Here is an 18,222-nt window from a genome sequence, read left to right on the forward strand (position 1 = left end):
CTCCCCTCTTGCTATCTTCTTAGCTACTCATGCATCTAAACTGCTCTGATGATGCAATCCAAAGGGGAAAAGAATGAAGCCTCTGATCAATCGAAGTGCAGTGTTCTTGACTGCCGGTCTACTGGTCGCCGGAACTGGTGCCATCTCTAAGACCACCGAAGCGCAAGCATCAGACATTCGCGGCACCCTTACGTTCGCAGGTGATACAGAAATTCCCAAAGGCCAAATCAAAATTTACATTGAAGACACTGCCATCAAGGACAGTACACGAGAACTCACCACTCAGACCCATCTCAAAAGCTCAGGCAAATCGAAAGCCATCGACTTTTCCGTCACACGCCCCGCTAATGTCCAGGCATCACCTACACTCCGGATCATAGCCCAACTACAACGCCCCGACGGCTGGCTCCTCGCCCAAGGCAGCACGAAGATCAAGTCCGGCAAGCTGTTGGACATTGTGTTTTACAAAACTATGTATTGAAGGAACAAGCTTTTTTAAGTAAACGGATAGCATCACAGAATAGTTAGTTATAATGATTGCGATCACAGTTGCGTACGCATAATCTAAAGTACTAACTTACCATAAATCACCCCGCCAATTTGATGCAATGGACACCTTGTCTGTAAACTCAACACCGTTTCTCCGGGTACTCTTGCTGCAAACTTTTTTTCTAATTTGCACCAGGCATTGCTCATGGACAGAGACCCAGTTAAACTCCAGAATGATCCATTCTTTTTGCTTTTTAAAGAAACTTCCACACTGTCAGAAAAGAATGCATCATGAATCTTATGTTGTGGCAAAGTGGTTCGAAGATAAAAAACGCCTCTATTTGTAACAAGAGTTCCGGTTGGTTGTTGCCCTAGAAAGTCTGCTGCTTGTTTGAGAGGCGAGTTGGTTACAGGTTTGATCAGAAACTGGAGCCAAATACCAAGCTGCAAAACGATGACAAGAACCAAAGCAGGTTTTGCCCACTTGCCAGAAGAATACACCAACCAGATCACCAGCAAAATCGCAGGTAGGACCACGTGGCGGAGGTTTTCAGGGTTTTGGGCAAGTAGTGTCCAGAGCACGGCTGTTGCTGCTGCTATTAGCAAGGGTGAGAGTTTGGGGTGGGTTAGGAAAGCAGGGGCAGCTATGAGGAGAAGCGAGAGCGAACTTGCAAGAGCTATGGGTTCTTTTTCAAAGACATCCAGCCAACCTTCACGTTCGAAGGTTGGCTCAAACGATGTGTTACCCCAGACGGTGAAATGACCTTCAGTGAACCGCAGCGCCTCAATCAGGTAAGCCTCGCCTTCCAGAAGAAATACTCCTCCGAAAGACACAAACAGTGTGCCGGCACTTGCGATAAAGAGTTTTGTGCGTGCCTCTTTTTTCAAATACCACTCAGTGATTAAGGACAGAGCAACTGGAACAATGAAAGATGGCCGACAGGCCAGGGCAAACCCTGCAAAGCACCCTGCCCTGACGTGTTTGCCTCTACCCATAAAAGCTAGGGCTGCAAGAAAGAATGCAATACCTGTTGCATCGCTCATCATACTCAATGCGACAAGCGGAAGGAAAGGCTGCGTCAAAACTGCGAAGAAGGCCAGCAGCACACCTCTATGAGATGCTCCCCAGGCTTGGGTAGTCCATGCTGCAAGAGGAGGTAAAGACAGTGCAGAAAATAGGCTCAGGTAGAAGACCGCTTGCTTCGCACTCATGCCCATCAAAACAAGCAGTTTGCTCAGCACTATAAATCCCGGATACCCCGGAAAATGTGGCCTGAACTCAAGCACACTGAAGCGAATTGTACCATTAACAAAGAAATAAGCGTCATCACTTGGAATGCTTGGTGTGTGGCGGAGCAGCCATATAGACAAAGTTACATAGCAAAAGAGAGCTGCCCCCCAGCCAAGTCGCAACATACTAGTTTGCCAACGCCTTTAAGACGTCCTCAACAGCTGCATTGTAAGCGGCAGGATCTGCCTCTCGCTTACCCACCCCAAAAACACCAGGATTCCCAATGGCTTCAAGTGCTTGGCGAAGGCTTTCATCTGCTGCTTGACGTCGCTTGCCTGGTAACTCCCCGGCCATGGCATCGAAGAAGCGTTTTGATTTGACGACAAGAACCTTAGCGGTCTGATAGTCGTTCAAATTTTCGGAACCTGATTGCAAACGACGGGTAATCTCCGCAATAAAAACGCGATTGATAGCAGCTGCGATTGTCGCTGTATCTTGAGAGGCTAATGCCTTTTCAAATGCGTCAGAGAGCCCGCTATCATAATCAGTCGTCAAATAGGCAAGTTCCTCGGAGATCTCGTTGGCGGCTAACTTCGCTGCTTCAAAGTCCCCGGCGTTCACAGCTTTATAGATGGCTTCCCGCGCATCAATCAGTGGCTCCTTGCCAGCAGCAGCATAAGAGTAAGCATGCGCCTGACCAGTAATAAGCAAAGACATAAGCAATGCATAAAATATTCTCACCACGACTGGTCTCCTAAGCCACACTTTCCGTTTCTATAACGGTTCTTTCACTACGATGCTCATAGATGGTGGTGCACTGATCCTTTTCGCTAATCAACGCATCAGCAGCCATCTGCCCCATCTCCATAGAGGTGTCTGTGAAGATGTAGCGGAAGGTACCTTGCCGCCCACACTGGATCAAATTTTCAAACTGATTGAGGTGAGTAATTGCATTTGCACGGTTCTTCTCATAACCCACTGTCATCAGCGGATAGGCCTGCCGCTGATAAGTAGAGAAGTATTCACCTGTGGCTGCTGCGCTATTGATGCCAAGCTTATTCAAGACACCACACGCTTGAGCAAACATCAGCTGGTTGTCCATCTCCCACAACCCGCTCGCCGGATCACATGGGATCTCTAACATTGCAGAGGTGTGCCCCTTGGGAGCCATGAACGGCGAGCGTCGTTTCGGCTCCTGCAATCGCGTTGCTATTATGTCAGGATCTGACAGATACTGCCATGTGCAGTCTGAGAGGTTGTCCATTTCAAGAGGCATATTAAAGAACCGCAATCCTCTGAACGCTAATGGACTCTCGCCACCTGTCATGTTCACCATGTAAGGCAAGGAGAGCGTGGAGAGCACAGCATCTGCTGGATAGGAAGAGCCCCCTGCTTTCACGGCACTAATTTTATTTGCTGCGTAGTCAAAGCCATCAACAGCTGCATCAAAGATAATCTCGCCGCCAAGCGCTTCAACCTTTTGGGCCATGCGCTCAAAAATGGCACCAAATCCATGCTTAGGGTAGCGATAGCTTCTGGCATAGGTGCGAGGGGTGTCGTTCCCGATTGGCAAAAGTCGTTTGGCAACATCTTTCAAGTCCAACAGACTTATGCGTTGACCAGCCCAGTCTGCGGACAGGTCGACCGGATCAATACCCCAAAGTTTAGCTGTGTACCCTTCAAAGAAGTTCTTGTAGAGCGCCTTACCAAACCGACTGGTGATCCATGTTGCGAAGTTATCGTCATTTGGCTTACCGAATGGCAGAAGTGCCAAGTCTTTTACCGCACCAATCAATAATGAGGTTGGTGCCGTTTTCAGGATGTTGCCCATTGCTAATGGATAATCGTAGGTACGATCCTGAAAGCGAATGACACTTTTGCGTTGACTGGTCAGCAGGTCATCGCCAACCAGCTCTTCGACCAATTTTAGCAGTTGCGCGTTGTGAGTGATAAAGCGGTGGCCGCCATAGTCAAAGCGATAGGTCCCATGGCGACCTTCAAACGTTGTTGTACCGCATTGGCCGCCCTCTTTTGAAGCCTTTTCAAGCACGGTGACCTGAATACCTGCTTCCAGCAAGCGGATTGCGGCTGTCAGACCAGCAGGCCCCGCCCCTAGCACCAAAACATGTTCAGGCTTTTTGAGCATAGCCGCGGCTCCAGAAACTCAGGAATAATCCAAGGTAAAGCACCCAACTGGTAAACTGGATTAGCGTTGGAGACGCGTTATATCCGAACAGCGCCCGCATGAAAGTGCCAAAGGTGCCCTGATCATCCAAAATAAACGAGATGTTGAAGATCTGCTCCACCAAAATCGGAACACCATCAATCGCCTGCAGCATATTGATGGCAGACGAGAACAATCCGGCTGCGATGATAATGATCAGCAAGCTGGTGTACTTAAAGAATGGAGCAATCGGAACTTCTCGGGTGCCGCGCATCATGATCCAAACCAGCAGGATGGATGCAACAAGACCGATAGTTGCCCCAATCAGACCACTCTCCAATGTCACGCCCTGCCCTGAATACATGAGAGCAGAGAAAAACAGTACGGTCTCAAACCCTTCTCGCAATACCGCAATGAATGCAAGGAACACCATACCCCACAGGTTGCCCGAGGAGATGTGGAATTCCAGCTTCTTCTTGACATGGTCGACCTGTGCCTTGGCCTGTTTGTGCATCCAGATCGCCATGTAGCTCAACACCAGCGTGGCAAAGAGCAGAATAAAGATCATCAGCAGGTGCTGATAGTGTCGATTGGCAAACTGGTCAATCACCACTTGGAAAACAAAGGCCAACGCCAGTGATACGATCAACCCAAGTACAACACCAAGATAGACGTATTTGTTGAAATGCCGCACGCCAAGTTTGTGCATGTAAGACAGGATGATGCCAACCAACAGAAAGGCTTCCAGCCCTTCGCGAAATGTGATCAGAAAACTGGCAAACATTATGGCCGCTCCAGTGTTTGAGTAAGTTCAGCCATAACAACAGCTTCTGGATTTGGTAGATCTGGGTAGGATTGGCGTACTGCATCGGTCACCCACTGCGGATAGATGCGGAACATCATCTTCACATCAACGCTGAGCGGATAAGTAACTTCCTTTGGCAATGCAAAGGCTTCATCCCGATAACCATTCGCTGGTATCTTGGTATCTTTCAGCATTTTTTCATAACGCCAGAAGAGCAGGCCGACGGGCTTGCCATCCTTGTCGCTAAAGACCTTTTGGAACATACGAGCATCGGTTGGTACGACGCCCTTATCATCCATCTTGCCATCTTCCAAAATAACCTTGCCACTTGCGTCTTTCACGGTCACATCCAGCCAAAGCTGACGGAAGTCAGCAACGCCGGTTGGCAAGGCATGCCCTGCTCCAACATTTTTGACACGAACGATCAGCTTTCCGTTTTCGTCGATGTAGCTTTCCAACTCAGCAGCAGTTTGCAAAAGCTCAATGCTCATGTCTGAAAGCTTCTTATTGCGCAGGCCGACAAGATGGTGATTGGCACCCGTGAACTGGTGTGTCACCACATTCTCTTTCACCTTGCCCCCATCTGTAGAAATGCCCGGGACATTCTCACCGATCTTTCGCACGTCAGCCATCATGTGACAGCTGATGCAAGTGCGGTTCCTGGAGGGATCTGCTGGATTGTTGTAGGAGGATTTTTCCCACTCACCGTAGGTGTTCACGATGACACTACCTGTGCCTGGAGCCACCTCATTATGGCAGGTGCTACACAGAGCAGAATCCTTGTAAAATGGCTGAGAGTACGACTTGGCATGCACTTCGGGCTTGGCGTTGATCTGGCGGTTACCCACCCAGTGCAGCAGTGCGTTGTCGTTGTCTTCAAAGATATACTTTTCTCTATCTTTCACATTGACGGTAAAGCTGGCGTTGGTGCCTGCCGTCTGCCCCATAGCTGCTTCAATACGAGTGATACGATGGCAGAATAAGCAGCCCGTGCCTTCATCTGAATCCGGTACGCCCGTCTCAAGGGCTTCAAAGAGACTGGCGCCGCCTTTCTCAAACATATGTCCTTCTTGCGGAACCGCCTTTGGCTCGGTGAACTGTTCTTGCGGCTCATGACATCCAAGACACCATTTGCCGAAGTCCTTACCTTCCGTCTGTTCTGCAACGGATTTCACGACCATGAAGTATGGGTTAGATTCTCCCATCAGACGATGGTTTGAATCTGCCCATTGCTCAAACATGTCAGAATGGCAGGACGCACAGGCGGCTGAGTTCACCCAATCTTTCTCATGTAGAATCTTACGATCATCATCAAGGCGTATCCAACTTGCATTCAGCGGTAAGTTTCCACGTGACGTGATGAAAGCTTGCAGAGCCTCCATGTCGCGTTTGACTGGTTCTGACGGTTCATCCGGATTGATCTGCAAGGCTCCATCACGGTCGTCATGGCCCATACCACCTTGCGTCTTCTGCATGATGCGCAAGTAGTCGCCAATGAAGTTACCGGAGATCATATTGTTTAAATTGTCATGACCAATCGTGGCACGGTCAAACTTTTTGGTTGGTGTGGATCGATAAAGATAGCCATTGGTGAAGTTGAAGCCATCCACGTGGCAACTCTGACAGCTCATCCAAAAGTCACCAGTGGTCGGCGTTAGTTTGGAATCATCCATGTTGCCGCTGTTGAAAAGGGTTTTACCTCGGCGTAGCTTGGCCTCAACCGGATCGCTCTGCACCAGTGGAGCTGGAGCTTGCCCACCCAGAGTGACGCGAGCAAACGGGCCGTCCCCACCTCTCTTCAGCGCTACGAAATCAAGTGTCATTGCGTTTTGCACGAAGATGTCCTGCCCCGAAACGACCAACCCACGCGGATTATTGCCCGGAATGTGGCGAAAGATCTGCATGACCTTTGCCCCACCTTGGTTCAGTTTGCCCTTGCGGCGCGCTCGGCGCTTCTTCTTGCTGGTCAGGGCTGTTCTGCGTGTCAGATCAAAGACCATCAAGTCTTCGCTTCCAGCCAATGTAACGTAAACTTTTTTACCGTCCTCGGAGAATTCAGCATCATGAGGGTTTGAAACAATGCGGGTGCGATTGTTGGTATCGATAATATTGATTTGCTTGAAGAGGTGCTTGCGGCGCTCAGCAACTTCTTTCTCTTGCCCTTGTTTAAGGCTCAACAATGAGACACTCGGAAACACGGTGGATTGAAACTGGAAAGGATGATCAAAGTTCCAAAGAACGTGTGGCAACCAGGCCTCGCTCTCATCCGGGCTTACTGCAATATCATCCAGAATGCGCGGGACACCCTGAGAAACAGTTTCGTCGTTGTCCTGAGTTTCAGCCAAACTGATCGTCTTCAGAAATGTAAGCTTAGCCCCTGAGGTATCCCAAATGGAGACCTTGCCAACCATGGCATGCGTTACGATCAGGCGACCATCACTGAGCAAAGCAAGACCACGCGGGGTTTCTTCGCTGTCGATTTCCTGAGTGATGCCTTGTCTCGGATCAACTGCAATGATCTTGTGCGCTTCAAACAATGAAACCCAGAACAGGTTGTTGATCTTGTCATAGATAATGCCAAATGGACGATAGTCAGTTTTGAACTCAGAGAGAACTTTGCTTGTGTTCAGATCAATGAAAACCACACGGTCACCCGTGTAGTCCGTTACACCTACAATATGCTGTTTTTCATCCAACGCGATGCGGCGTAGCTCACCACCGATCTTGATCTCTTGCGGCACTTTGTTAGAGCTACGGTCAACAACAGTGACACTGCCTGCATCAAAGTTTGCTGAGATGAGTTTTGTGCCCTCACTAATGAGAACAAGGGAGCTACTTTCAACGGCAGCATAGGCTGGCACCATGAGTGCGACCAGCGCCAGAAGAAACGGGAAGATCCAAGCTGCAACCTTAACCATCGAATAGCGCTTGGCATGGTGAAACACCAATAACGAAACCGGCAGTGCTGGAACCAGATGGAGCCAATATGCGACCTGCCCCATCATGTTGCCGCGATTGCCAAAAAACGCGAGATAAATGCCACTGAGAACCAACAGTACCAGGGCAATCTCAATCATCTGGCCTGTTCTACGAAGAAACGGGCGTCCGTTCTTCTTGATCAGGTCACGATGAGAAAACCAGAATGGAAGAACAAACAATGGAAAGAGGATAAGGGAGACAATGAAATGGATGGCAAGTGAAGGTTGGATGAGCTGCCAAGGAAGGCCAACAACATCCCACAGCATCAACCCACTGATAGTGAGGAAGTAAAGCACAAACTCAGCATGTTTGCTCTTGTAACCGAGACGCTTCCAGAACAATTCTATTGCGCTGGGTTGTGCTGGCTTAGGTCCATTGACTGGTACGCTATTCTTGCTTGCATCATCCATGACTGCGGATCGATTCTTCGTCAAATTATTATGATTGTTGTCTCTATAGTCAAATGCGAATGCTTCGCATTTGACTTAGGTTAACAGGCAGAAGAAGCCGGGATGTTTTACACCCCGGCTGTTCCAGGTCGCGGTAAACTACTTATTTTGCAGCAAAAACTTTGACCTTACCGGCCATCACCATAGCTGTGCCAGCTTGCACAATCTGCGGAACACCATCTGCATCCGTGTCCAGATCTTCACTACCAGCTACAACGTTTTCGCCACTGTCTCCCAGCCATTCAGCAAGCTGCATGCCTTCGTTCACATTACGACCGTTAATGACAGTGCGGAACCAGCTTTCATATCGGTGCGTCATGCTTGCAAGGTTCAATAGAGGTTCATTCTCGCCTTCACTGTTGCGCAGAATAAGCATTGCACTACGCAGCCCAGCACTGATTGCAGCAGCGGTGTATGGTGTATGCTCAGTTGGTTGGCCTGGCACAGCAGCGTATGTGCCAATCGCCTTGTCATACATTTTCGCTTCAATGGTCAGGAACAGCTTACGTGCTGCCTCTTTGTAGCTCTCATCCTTTGTTGCAAGGAATGCTGAGGTTAACCCATGAACAACAGCGAACTGCGTACCAAGGCTTTGCTCCGGGCTCGCGCCTTTACCAATCTCAACCCCATCAACTGCAAGGCCATTTTCAGAGATCAAATTCTTCAGAATAAAATCTGCCTGCGCATTAATCAGTTCGAGCGCCCGCTTGCCGCGTGCAGTTTCCAGGCTCTCACCCGCATCAGCGGAGGCATAACCAACGACCAGTGCATCCTGAGAACGCTGAAAAATGTTCAGGGCCTGAAGAGCATATGCCGCATCATAAGTGGTAACTTTGGAGCCCTGCTTGCCATCATAACGATCAACCAGAGTGCCCGCTTCTTTGTTGAAGTGCAGCGCATCAAGGTTTTTGAAAGTAGCGTTTGTGAGAACACTTGCAGCGGAGAAGACATCATCAGAAGCAATGTCATTCACCAGATCATTGTCTTTGTTCAGGTCAGCAGCTGCAGCAAATGGTGCACCGTCAAACACTGCGATAAAAGCCGGGTTCTGATTTGTGTTTGCAGTACGTTGGTCGCTATATGCGTAAATCTCTGAAAGTGGCCATAGCATCAACCATGTGTCACGCAGAGTGGATGCCCCGTCGATGACCTTCAAAGACCCGATGGCTTTCACGGTGTTCTCGGTCTTTTCAGTCACAGCGACCTTGCGCGGGAACCAGATTGGGCCCTGTGCAGGATCATAAGACGCGGTCAGCTTTGCGCCAAGCATCTTACCGTCATAACCAAACTGATCACGTAGTGTTATCAGACGGTCATTGAGCATTTCAGTTAGAATAACGCCGTTGAAACCATCTGCCGTGGATACCCCGAGCGCGTGTACGCCATCCTGATCCATGACAGAATTTTCAACCTCAACTTCTAGATCCTCTGCTATTGTGTGCATACCGCCGAGGAAATCCTGTGCCCACATGACATCCTTCAGCATGATGCCTGCCGCAGCTCCGGGATTGAAAGACTTGTCCATGCCTTCCTCTTTCCAGGAGAGCGAAGCATAATCTCGGAAGTACGCCGGAATATCGATTTTTACTGTTTTAGATTTTCCGTGAGCGGTCAGAATATCCGCCTCATCGCTGGAGACGACAGAACTGTCAATTGCCTGACCAAATTCAGGAAGCGCTGAGATGTATGGGAAGGTGATCGGGTACATGTTGAGCGGAATTTCTTCCACTGGGAAGGCAACAGATCCGGCCAGTTCAATCACGCGCTTACCAAGGCTTTCAAGTGAACCGCCACGCGCTTTGTTTAGTGGACCGTTTACGATATGTGGCCCCATCTTGGACTGATAATTGACCGCATACATAGCCTCCTCAGAGTATTCATAACTCTCAATGCCAGCTGCGTAATCAAAAGCGGTTGGCTGATTGAGAAGATTTGGATCCAGAACATCCAGATCCAGCCCCAGACCTTCCGCTAAAGGTTCGCCAGAAAGCTCAAACTCTGTGTAAGCCAGAAAACCACCCGCTGGATCAAAAGTTTTGTCTAAAACCTCGACTTTAACTTCAGTAGAACCTGCAAGAGCTGCAGAGCTGATTGCCACTGCTGATGCGAATGATAAAAGTGCCGTTTTATTCAACATGCTTAAACTCGGAATCTCTTTTGAGGGGATAGCCCAACATGAGCAAACCTCCCCTATCCCCCTCCAATGCAATAGGATCACCAGGGCAAAACTGGCGCCTTCTCGCAATTGAGAATGATTTGCAATCCGAGAAATAGAAAACAGAACATCTTTCGCAAATGACAAAAGTCAAATATGATTTAAATATTCATGTTTTATAATTATTCAAAAAATCAATATGTTATATGGACTTATGACTACATTACATATCCCAGCCAACTGTGCATTTCACCATTCTCAAAGCAGAAACAATTCGTTAGATCCCAAAGGGCTCTGCCTACAAATGATGTAAGGCCACGAGTTGTCCCTGGTGTTGGGTTACTTTGATTTCCATTGAGTAGAGGGTCTGCAGGGCTTTTGTTTCCAGGACATCTTGCGGTGTTCCGTGGATGGCGAGAGCTCCGTCTTTCAGGGCGATAATCTCGTTGGCGTAGGCGCCGGCGTAGTTGATGTCGTGGAGGACGATGACAAAGGAGCGTTTGCCTGTGTCTGCTATCTCGCGCAGGCGCTTCATGAGGCTGCGGGCGTAGTACATATCGAGATTGTTAAGGGGCTCATCCAGTAGGAGGTATTTTGTCTCCTGACAAAATGCCATGGCGACCAGTGCACGTTGTTTTTGGCCGCCGGAGACTTCATCAATGAACCTGTCAGACATAGCTTGCAGATCAAAATAATCCAGAGCTTCATCTACCGCTCTATGATCTTTGGCAGTTGGGCGACCTTTGTGGTGCGGGTAGCGGCCAAATCCAACAAGATCACGCAGAGATATGCGACTGCTGAGTGCGTTGTCTTGTCTTAAGATAGCAAGGGTCTTCGCAAGTTCTCTGGTGGGTGTTTGAGACACTGATTGCCCATCAAACGAGATGGAACCTGTCTGGAGTGGCTGCAAACGGGCCATGAGGGACAAGAGCGTGGACTTCCCTGCCCCGTTTGGCCCAATCAAGGCTGTGATTCCGCTTTCTTTTATGGAAAGCGAGATGTTTTGAAGAATTTTGCTCTTCCCGTAACTATGAGAAACATCATTAATTTCAATCATCTCATTTTTCCTCGAAAGAGAAGTAGCAGGAAGAGAAGGCCGCCGAAGAATTCTACAGTAACACTTAGGGTAGACTGGCTTTGCAGAATGCGCTCAAAGACCGTCTGGCCGCTGACGAGAATGAGTGCAGCGATCAGGATAGAGGCCGGTAGTAAAATGCTGTGACGGTGGGTGTTCATGAAAAAATGGGCAAGACTAGTCACCAACAAGCCAAAGAAAGCGACAGGACCGACCAGAGCTGTTGAGACAGAAACCAGAGTGGCGACGAGGATCAGAACAGCGAAGCTTGTTCGCTCATAGTTTATGCCCAGATTGATTGCATTGCTGCGTCCTAGTGCGATGACATCGAGGCTGTATCTAAGTCGCCAAATGATAAGGCAACATGCTGAGACGAGAAGGATGCTGAGGCCCAGCAGGTCTTTGTCAACGCTGGAGAACTGGGCGAAGCTTGCACCTTGTAAAATGGCAAAATCATTCGGATCGATGATCCTTTGCAGGAAACCTGTCAGACTTCGAAACAACGCTCCAAAGACAATGCCCACCAGAACCATTCGGTGAAGGTCTTGCCTACCTTTTCCCATCACTGTTGAGAAGAGCAATACCGCTGCGAGCAGCATAACGCCGACTTCAGCTAGAAACTTGATTTGTCCGTCAAGGGCCACGTAGGTGAACCCGCCGAGCGTGAACACCAGCAGCGTTTGGACAAGCAGGTAAAAGGCGTCAAAGCCCATGATAGAGGGCGTTAAGATACGGTTTCCGCTGATGGTCTGGAACAGTAATGTTGCAACAGAAATTGAGACTGATACCAGTAAAAGTGCAAGTAGTTTTGTTCCACGGAAGACCAGCAGGAAACTCCAACTGCCTTTGGCACCAAGGGTCATGAAAGCGATGCAAGCAAGTGCCAGCAAAACACTCAGGATGAGGAGCTTTTTAGTGTGCATGAGCCGGTCTCGCATACAACAGATAGAGGAATACGAAAGACCCTATAACACCCAGCACTGTGCCAACTGGTATCTCATAGGGGAAATGAACCAGACGCCCGATAAGGTCGCACATAAGCACTAAAAGCGCGCCGAGGACGGCAACCCACGGCAAGCTGGCACGCAGGTTATCGCCCATCAGACGACGGGCGATATTTGGTACAACCAGTCCGACAAACGGGATCATGCCCACTGTTACAACAACCAATGAGGTTGAGAGTGCCAGAATGAACAGGCCGACGATCACCACTTGCTTGTAATTAAGGCCCAGATTGATGCTGGCGTCTTTGCCCATGCCGATGATGGTGAACTGATCGGCAACAACATAAGTGAGGATTGCCAGTACGCCGCAGAGCCACAAGAGCTCATAGCGGCCGCGTAAGATGCCGGAGAACTCTCCGCTCATCCACGTCCCCTGAAACTGTAGCATTTCTGTCTGAAAAGCGATGAAGATGGTCAAAGCTTCAACGATACCACTGAAAATCAAACCAACGAGTGGCACAAGCAAAGGAGATGTTACCGGCAATCTGGAAATCATCGCAAGAAAGACTGCCATGCCGATCATCGCTGTTATGGAAGCAACAATCATCTTCACGATCAGCGGGCTACCCGGATAAAGCAAAGTGACGAGCAAAATGCCCAGTGCTGCGCTTTGGGCTGTGCCGACGCTGGAGGGCTCGACAAAGCTGTTTCGGGCGAGCATTTGCATCACAGCTCCTGAAACAGCAAGGGATGCGCCTGTCAGGATAACCGCTAATGTGCGTGGTATTCGACTGATGAGAAAGAGGTCAATGTTCTGAGGGCTTTGCCACCAGTCAGAGATGGAGATCTCTTTGACACCAACAAATAAGCTGAAGCAGGAAAGTGCGAACAGAGCGACGATAGCAACGCCGATGTTTTTCATGGGACACCAAGGAAATGGCTAGAGCTGAGCAACATGTGCCCAGCTCTTGGCGAGAACTATTATTTATTGAAGGCTTCGATCAGCTGTTTGAAGATGCGCGTGGTTGCCTGATAACCACCTTGGGCAATGTAAGTTGCAGCCGGATCAAGGTAGATCACCTGCCCCTTCTTCCACGCAGTCGTGCTGGCTACCAGTTCATTATCCAGAACCTGACGGGCATTTTCAGCATCACTGCCGATTGCTGTTGCGCGATCCATCACCAGAAGCCAGTCAGGATTGGCCTTCTGAATGTATTCGAAGGACACCGCTTCTCCATGAGATGCAACGGCAACCTCAGCCATTGCCGGTTCAATTTTCAGTTCATCATGGAACCAACCGAACCGTGAGCCCGGGCCGAATACGGAGACTTTAGGGCCGTTGGTGAGAACGAAAAGCGCCTTGCCCTTGCCTTTAACTGAAACTTTCACTTGTTCTAGCAACTTGTTGATATTACTAGTAAGTTTCACTGCTTCCTTTTGCTTGTTAAAGACCTTTCCGTAGGCTTCCAGATGCGCGAGCAGCGTTGCTGAAACCTCTGAAGAACTTGGCGTCATATCGATGGTTGGTGCGAGTTCAGACAATGGCTTTGCCTGTTTACTGGAACGGCCTCCAACGATGATCAGTTCTGGCTCAAGCGCATTGATTGCCTCGAAATCGGGCTCAAACAGAGTTCCGATGACGTCTGCCTCAGACTGAACACCATCAAGGTAATCGACATACATTTTGTTAACGACGCCTGCCGGCTGAACGCCAAGCGCATTCAGGTTGTCGATGGCCCCGATGTCAAACACAATCAAATTTTTTGGCTCGACAACGACGTTGGCTTTGCCATTGGCGGTGTTGATTTCGATCTGTTCTGAAAGGGCTGGAGAAGCTGCCAGAGCAAGGCAGGCGAAAGCGGCAACCGATCTCGTTACACGATGAAACATTTCTAACTCCGTTGGATAGATGTCTCATGGCTTGGCGTAAGAGCCTGGCTGTTGAGCTTTGTTTCTATCTAAAATCAAAAAAAGAGGAAGTCCAACAATACCTGAGGTTTACACTCAGATATTTATGCAGTTGCATCTAAACGGGTTCCGGATGCATCATGGAACGCCCTTCCCAATCAGGTGAATAAGACCATCACTGAGGATGGTTTGCCACGAGAATAAGTCATGGCCCGCAGCGTAGGTTTCCAGCTTCACCTGATAATCTTTAGCAAGCAGAACATCTCTAAGATGTTGGTTGGAATAAAGTATTCCAACTCCTCGACCGGCTGCACTTTTCTCAAAGAGACCCGCACTGAGGAAAAAACGGACATCTTGGCGAGGGGCATTTGCAACAAGGCTTGCGACGTAATTCTCGTTATTGTCCTCTGAGTACCAATAGGATCCAGACATAGAAAGTACGTTTCCAAAGTGCTGCGGGTAGCGCAGAGCGATGGTGCTTGATGCAAGTCCACCAAAACTGGAACCTGCCAAGATGGTTCTTTCTGGCGCTATGGATGTGCCAAGTTCTGCCTGCGCAAATGGCAGTAGTGTTTTGGAGATAAAGGCAGCGAACTGAGCGTTGTTGGGGAGTTCAACGGTTCGTGTTTTAGAATCTATGTGAGATATGAAAATGGCAGCTATTGGCGGAATTACGCTGTCTGCGACCATGTTATCCAAAATATCTGGAACTGAGACACGGCCTTTATAGTGTTCTGAATCAAACATGATGAGCAACGGAGCGGTTGCTTTAGATGCTTCATAGCCTTCGGAACGGTATAGCCAGATATCGCGTTTGTTCCCAAGGGCTTTACTCTCAATTTCATACAGCTTGATCTGGCTTTTTGCGACTACCTGACCACCAAGGAAGCGGGGAGATTCTGCTTCTGGTAGCTGAACTGTTGAGTGCTGATTGTAGGGATCGATTGCATCAGCAGGCCAAGGATGTTTGTTGATCGGATCTGCTGCCAGAGTTGCTATAATTGCTCTGCGGCGCTCCACCCATGTGCCTGAAATCACGGGCACATCAATAGCCAGTTGATAGGAAAGACGAGTGGTGTTTGGAACGATGAATGACTTGAACCAGACATCACTGCCTGTAAGTCGCTCAAGTTCCTCATGATTGCTTGTTGGAGCACCAAGAAGGCGGACGCCGGTTTTGGCACCTCTTGCAAGGAATGTCAGGATGCTTTCGCCATTCCCGTTGTCTTCGATCAACGGTGTGCCTTTCTGCTCGACCTCTGTCCAGAAGGTATCGGTTGAACTGCCTGCTCCTAGTTGATCTGCAAGGCGAGAAAGACGCGGGCTAAGGTATTTAGTTTGTTGGGATTCTTGATGTTCAATACTAACTTGGTTGATGACCGAGAGTGTGAAGTTTCCAGTTTCAATCGCGGATACCTTGAGGCTTATTGGAGCATCACCAGCGACCAACAGGAATGGTGCACGTCCGGTGTTGGCAGAGACAAATCTGCGGATATGAGCACCCGTCAAACGGTCGATAGTGTCCAGATTGAAGCGGCCCGATTCCACTTGCCAACCAAGTTGGACGTAGTCCCCTGGTTTCGCTTGCAGCTCAAAGGCCTCCTCGTGATCTTGTTGAAGAAAACGTACGTCAGCCGGGGTGTCCGCTTTTGAAAGTTCGAGTGTGAACCCTGACGATACACTTTGAGACATCATAAAAACGATCAACCCAATTAGAGTTTTCCTGAGTGAAAACATAGTGATACACCTATACGTATTGAAGGCGGGCGTGGGCCCACCTCCCTGCTCTTTCATCATTGGAGATCAGAAACGAGTGGTGCCTGAGATGAAATAGCGGCGACCATCGACATTGAATTCATCCCAGTCTGTTTTTAGGATCTGATTGTCTGCAATGTTCAGCACGCCAGCGCGGAGTGTGAAGTTCTCGGTTATGTCGTAGCGACCTGTGAAATCTGCTGTGATGTAACCGTCTACTTTGCGTGCGAATGCCATGTCTCCGTTGGCGGGAACCGATGTGTATCGCTCGCCTACGTAATTGGCAGATAACGCAAAACTGAGCTTTTCGTTGAAACTGTAATCCAGTTTGACGTTTGCAGTATGCTCTGGCTGGAATGCAAGTGGAGCATCCTTCGCGCTTGTGTTTTTTGCGTCCAGATAAGTGTAGTTGGCAGAGACTGTTAGCTCATCTGTTGGATGCAGTGTCAGGTTGGCCTCGATCCCCATTGTTCGGGCTTCTTCAATGTTCTCAAACTTGAAGATCGGTTTGCCATCTGCGGTAAGACCAACATAGTTGGAATAAGTCTGAGCAACAGCGACATCGGCGGTTCTGGCAGGTGGAAACTGGATCATGTCTTTGATCGTATTATGGAAGCCGGTTATGCCAGCACTCCATTTTGCTTCGTTATATTTAAAACCAGCCTCAAAGCTGCTGCCAACTTCCGGGTTTAAATCTTCTGCCCCTCCAAGAAAACAACTGCCACCGCAAGAGACTTGGTTCCAGTTTGGGGACATCTGCAGCAGGGTTGGAGCTTTGAAGGATGAGGACCAGCCGCCTTTGAATGTCAGGGCTTGTGTGAGGTGATAAACGCCGTAAACGCGGGGACTGGCGTTCCAGCCGAATTTTTCGTGTTTGTCCAGGCGCCCTCCAAGTGTCACCTCAAAATTCTCTGTGATTTCAAGGCGGTCTTCAACGAAAGCTGCGGCTTGCCAGAGGGAATTGTCTGACCCGCCCTCGCCTACAAGGACATACTTGTCTTCGAGGGATTGATGTTGGTAACTCGCGCCGACGGTGATGAAGTTCGGGACCAAGAGGTCTGCATCAAAGCTGACTTTGCCGTCGCCATTGAAGTTGTAGGCTGTGTTTGGCATATCGACACCCGCGGCGTTTCCGTGGCCGTAGGAATTGTCGATCCGGTCACCAAAGGCACGCAGTTCTGTCTCACCAAATTCGTAGGACCCATGATGAGTTATACCCGCTGAATACCTGTCCAACGTGGTCTTATCGTGCGTGCGTTTGCTGTAACCTGCGTTGAAATCAACGGAATTTTCTTCGTTCACGTCCCAGGTGACCGTCGTATCAAGGTGTTTGTTATCGCTTTTGGCAAACCCTGCATTGGCTCGTCCGCTTTGGCTGTCAGGATTCAAGCTGCTTGAATCTTTGCGGCGGAAATCCCAGCTGCCGTAAGTTCTCATGAAGAGTTTGTCTTTGAGGATTGGACCTGAAAGGTTGAAGCCCGTACGGCCATAATCACCGGATTTGCGGTTTTCCTGAAGGGTATATTCGTTGGTAAGTGAGCCGTGCCACTCCTCAGTTTCCTTCTTGGTGATGATGTTGACAACACCGCCAATTGCATCGGAACCGTAGAGCGAGGACATGGGACCGCGAACGATTTCAATACGTTCGACGGCTTCAAGAGGAACCCAACCGGAATCGTAGTCGTTTCCGCGGAACGCGTTTGGAGCAGAGGTGACGCGTTTTCCATCGATCAGGAACAACGTGTAATTCTCGTTCAGACCGCGGATCTGCACCTTGTTGAGATTGCCAGCTCTGTTGAAAGTGAGGCCTTCTACACTTTCCAGAAGGGAACGAACGTCGCGAGCGCCCTGATTTTCCAAGTCTTCTGCGGTGATAACGGAGATACTTGCAGGCGCGTTCTTGTAGGTCACTTCAGAAGCTGAGGCTGTGACGACCACTTCATCCAGCAGTTTATTCTCCTGTGCGGACGCCATTGAAGCGCAAGTCAGCGCGGTTGAAACCAATAAGAGGTTTAGTGCGTTCATTTGCGTTTTTTGCGTGAAACGGGCGTGCTTAAGTGCTCTATCAACGTCGCGGCTAGACATCGAAACATTCTCCAATCGTATCCGCGCGACAGCACAGCGCCATGAGCGCTCGCATTACGTAGCGAACACTCTGGGCACCTCTTTACCGAGATGTTCGTGAGCTGGAAGGTCGCGCTGGACTTACTTCATTTATACGAAGTTTTAAACTTGACTTCAAAACTCATAATATATTTATGAAGGGGT

At 49.3% G+C, this 18,222-nt stretch carries 13 protein-coding genes; 1 reads left to right on the plus strand and 12 read right to left on the minus strand.

Annotated features, from left to right (window positions below; translation table 11 throughout):
• Nucleotides 1-73 precede the first annotated feature (73 nt).
• Nucleotides 74-481, plus strand: a complete 408-nt coding sequence (locus tag PsWM33_RS26355) for a hypothetical protein (protein WP_063302228.1) — start codon at nucleotides 74-76, stop codon at nucleotides 479-481.
• Nucleotides 482-564: 83 nt separating this feature from the next.
• Here the strand turns inward: PsWM33_RS26355 and PsWM33_RS26360 are convergent, their stop codons facing one another.
• The 12 genes from PsWM33_RS26360 to PsWM33_RS26415 all read right to left on the minus strand — a co-directional run bounded on the left by PsWM33_RS26360 (nucleotide 565) and on the right by PsWM33_RS26415 (nucleotide 18,039).
• Nucleotides 565-1,860 (minus strand): hypothetical protein, encoded by a 1,296-nt coding sequence (locus tag PsWM33_RS26360; protein ID WP_208994766.1) that lies wholly within the window; start codon nucleotides 1,858-1,860, stop codon nucleotides 565-567.
• Between the two features lie 46 nt (nucleotides 1,861-1,906).
• Nucleotides 1,907-2,464, minus strand: a complete 558-nt coding sequence (locus PsWM33_RS26365; protein ID WP_063302230.1) for a hypothetical protein — start codon at nucleotides 2,462-2,464, stop codon at nucleotides 1,907-1,909.
• Nucleotides 2,465-2,474: 10 nt separating this feature from the next.
• Nucleotides 2,475-3,866 (minus strand): FAD-dependent oxidoreductase, encoded by a 1,392-nt coding sequence (locus PsWM33_RS26370; RefSeq protein WP_063302231.1) that lies wholly within the window; start codon nucleotides 3,864-3,866, stop codon nucleotides 2,475-2,477.
• The gene (locus PsWM33_RS26375; protein ID WP_063302232.1) at nucleotides 3,850-4,668 is read right to left on the minus strand and encodes an FTR1 family iron permease; all 819 of its coding nucleotides are present in this window, start codon (nucleotides 4,666-4,668) and stop codon (nucleotides 3,850-3,852) included. The genes PsWM33_RS26370 and PsWM33_RS26375 overlap by 17 nt, the downstream gene beginning before the upstream one ends.
• On the minus strand, nucleotides 4,668-8,102 hold the full coding sequence (locus PsWM33_RS26380) for a multiheme c-type cytochrome (protein ID WP_208994767.1): 3,435 nt from the start codon (nucleotides 8,100-8,102) through the stop codon (nucleotides 4,668-4,670). Before PsWM33_RS26380 ends, PsWM33_RS26375 begins: the two co-directional genes overlap by 1 nt.
• A 118-nt stretch (nucleotides 8,103-8,220) precedes the next feature.
• Nucleotides 8,221-10,254: a hypothetical protein gene (locus tag PsWM33_RS26385; RefSeq protein WP_063302233.1), complete on the minus strand. Its 2,034-nt coding sequence runs from the start codon at nucleotides 10,252-10,254 to the stop codon at nucleotides 8,221-8,223.
• A gap of 316 nt (nucleotides 10,255-10,570) precedes the next feature.
• Nucleotides 10,571-11,329, minus strand: coding sequence for an iron ABC transporter ATP-binding protein (locus PsWM33_RS26390; RefSeq protein ID WP_063302234.1), 759 nt, complete (start codon nucleotides 11,327-11,329; stop codon nucleotides 10,571-10,573).
• Complete coding sequence (locus PsWM33_RS26395) at nucleotides 11,326-12,270, minus strand: iron chelate uptake ABC transporter family permease subunit (RefSeq protein WP_193778484.1); 945 nt, start codon at nucleotides 12,268-12,270, stop codon at nucleotides 11,326-11,328. The genes PsWM33_RS26390 and PsWM33_RS26395 overlap by 4 nt, the downstream gene beginning before the upstream one ends.
• The gene (locus PsWM33_RS26400) at nucleotides 12,260-13,213 is read right to left on the minus strand and encodes an ABC transporter permease (protein WP_063302236.1); all 954 of its coding nucleotides are present in this window, start codon (nucleotides 13,211-13,213) and stop codon (nucleotides 12,260-12,262) included. The genes PsWM33_RS26395 and PsWM33_RS26400 overlap by 11 nt, the downstream gene beginning before the upstream one ends.
• Nucleotides 13,214-13,272: 59 nt before the next feature.
• Entirely contained in the window at nucleotides 13,273-14,181 is a 909-nt protein-coding gene (locus tag PsWM33_RS26405) for a siderophore ABC transporter substrate-binding protein (protein ID WP_063302237.1), read from the minus strand.
• 156 nt (nucleotides 14,182-14,337) lie between these two features.
• Entirely contained in the window at nucleotides 14,338-15,894 is a 1,557-nt protein-coding gene (locus PsWM33_RS26410) for an alpha/beta hydrolase-fold protein (protein WP_208994768.1), read from the minus strand.
• Between the two features lie 108 nt (nucleotides 15,895-16,002).
• Entirely contained in the window at nucleotides 16,003-18,039 is a 2,037-nt protein-coding gene (locus tag PsWM33_RS26415) for a TonB-dependent receptor domain-containing protein (protein WP_063302239.1), read from the minus strand.
• Nucleotides 18,040-18,222: the final 183 nt, after the last annotated feature.

This window comes from Pseudovibrio sp. WM33, from assembly GCF_001623165.1.
Lineage (GTDB): Bacteria > Pseudomonadota > Alphaproteobacteria > Rhizobiales > Stappiaceae > Pseudovibrio.

Excerpts from the sequence above, each read along its gene's own strand:
- PsWM33_RS26355 (WP_063302228.1), top strand. The coding sequence starts at position 74 with ATGAAGCCTCTGATCAATCGAAGTGCAGTGTTCTTGACTGCCGGTCTA.
- PsWM33_RS26370 (WP_063302231.1), bottom strand. The coding sequence starts at position 3,866 with ATGCTCAAAAAGCCTGAACATGTTTTGGTGCTAGGGGCGGGGCCTGCT.
- PsWM33_RS26375 (WP_063302232.1), bottom strand. The coding sequence starts at position 4,668 with ATGTTTGCCAGTTTTCTGATCACATTTCGCGAAGGGCTGGAAGCCTTT.
- PsWM33_RS26385 (WP_063302233.1), bottom strand. The coding sequence starts at position 10,254 with ATGTTGAATAAAACGGCACTTTTATCATTCGCATCAGCAGTGGCAATC.
- PsWM33_RS26390 (WP_063302234.1), bottom strand. The coding sequence starts at position 11,329 with ATGATTGAAATTAATGATGTTTCTCATAGTTACGGGAAGAGCAAAATT.
- PsWM33_RS26395 (WP_193778484.1), bottom strand. The coding sequence starts at position 12,270 with ATGCACACTAAAAAGCTCCTCATCCTGAGTGTTTTGCTGGCACTTGCT.
- PsWM33_RS26400 (WP_063302236.1), bottom strand. The coding sequence starts at position 13,213 with ATGAAAAACATCGGCGTTGCTATCGTCGCTCTGTTCGCACTTTCCTGC.
- PsWM33_RS26405 (WP_063302237.1), bottom strand. The coding sequence starts at position 14,181 with ATGTTTCATCGTGTAACGAGATCGGTTGCCGCTTTCGCCTGCCTTGCT.
- PsWM33_RS26410 (WP_208994768.1), bottom strand. The coding sequence starts at position 15,894 with ATGATGTCTCAAAGTGTATCGTCAGGGTTCACACTCGAACTTTCAAAA.
- PsWM33_RS26415 (WP_063302239.1), bottom strand. The coding sequence starts at position 18,039 with ATGTCTAGCCGCGACGTTGATAGAGCACTTAAGCACGCCCGTTTCACG.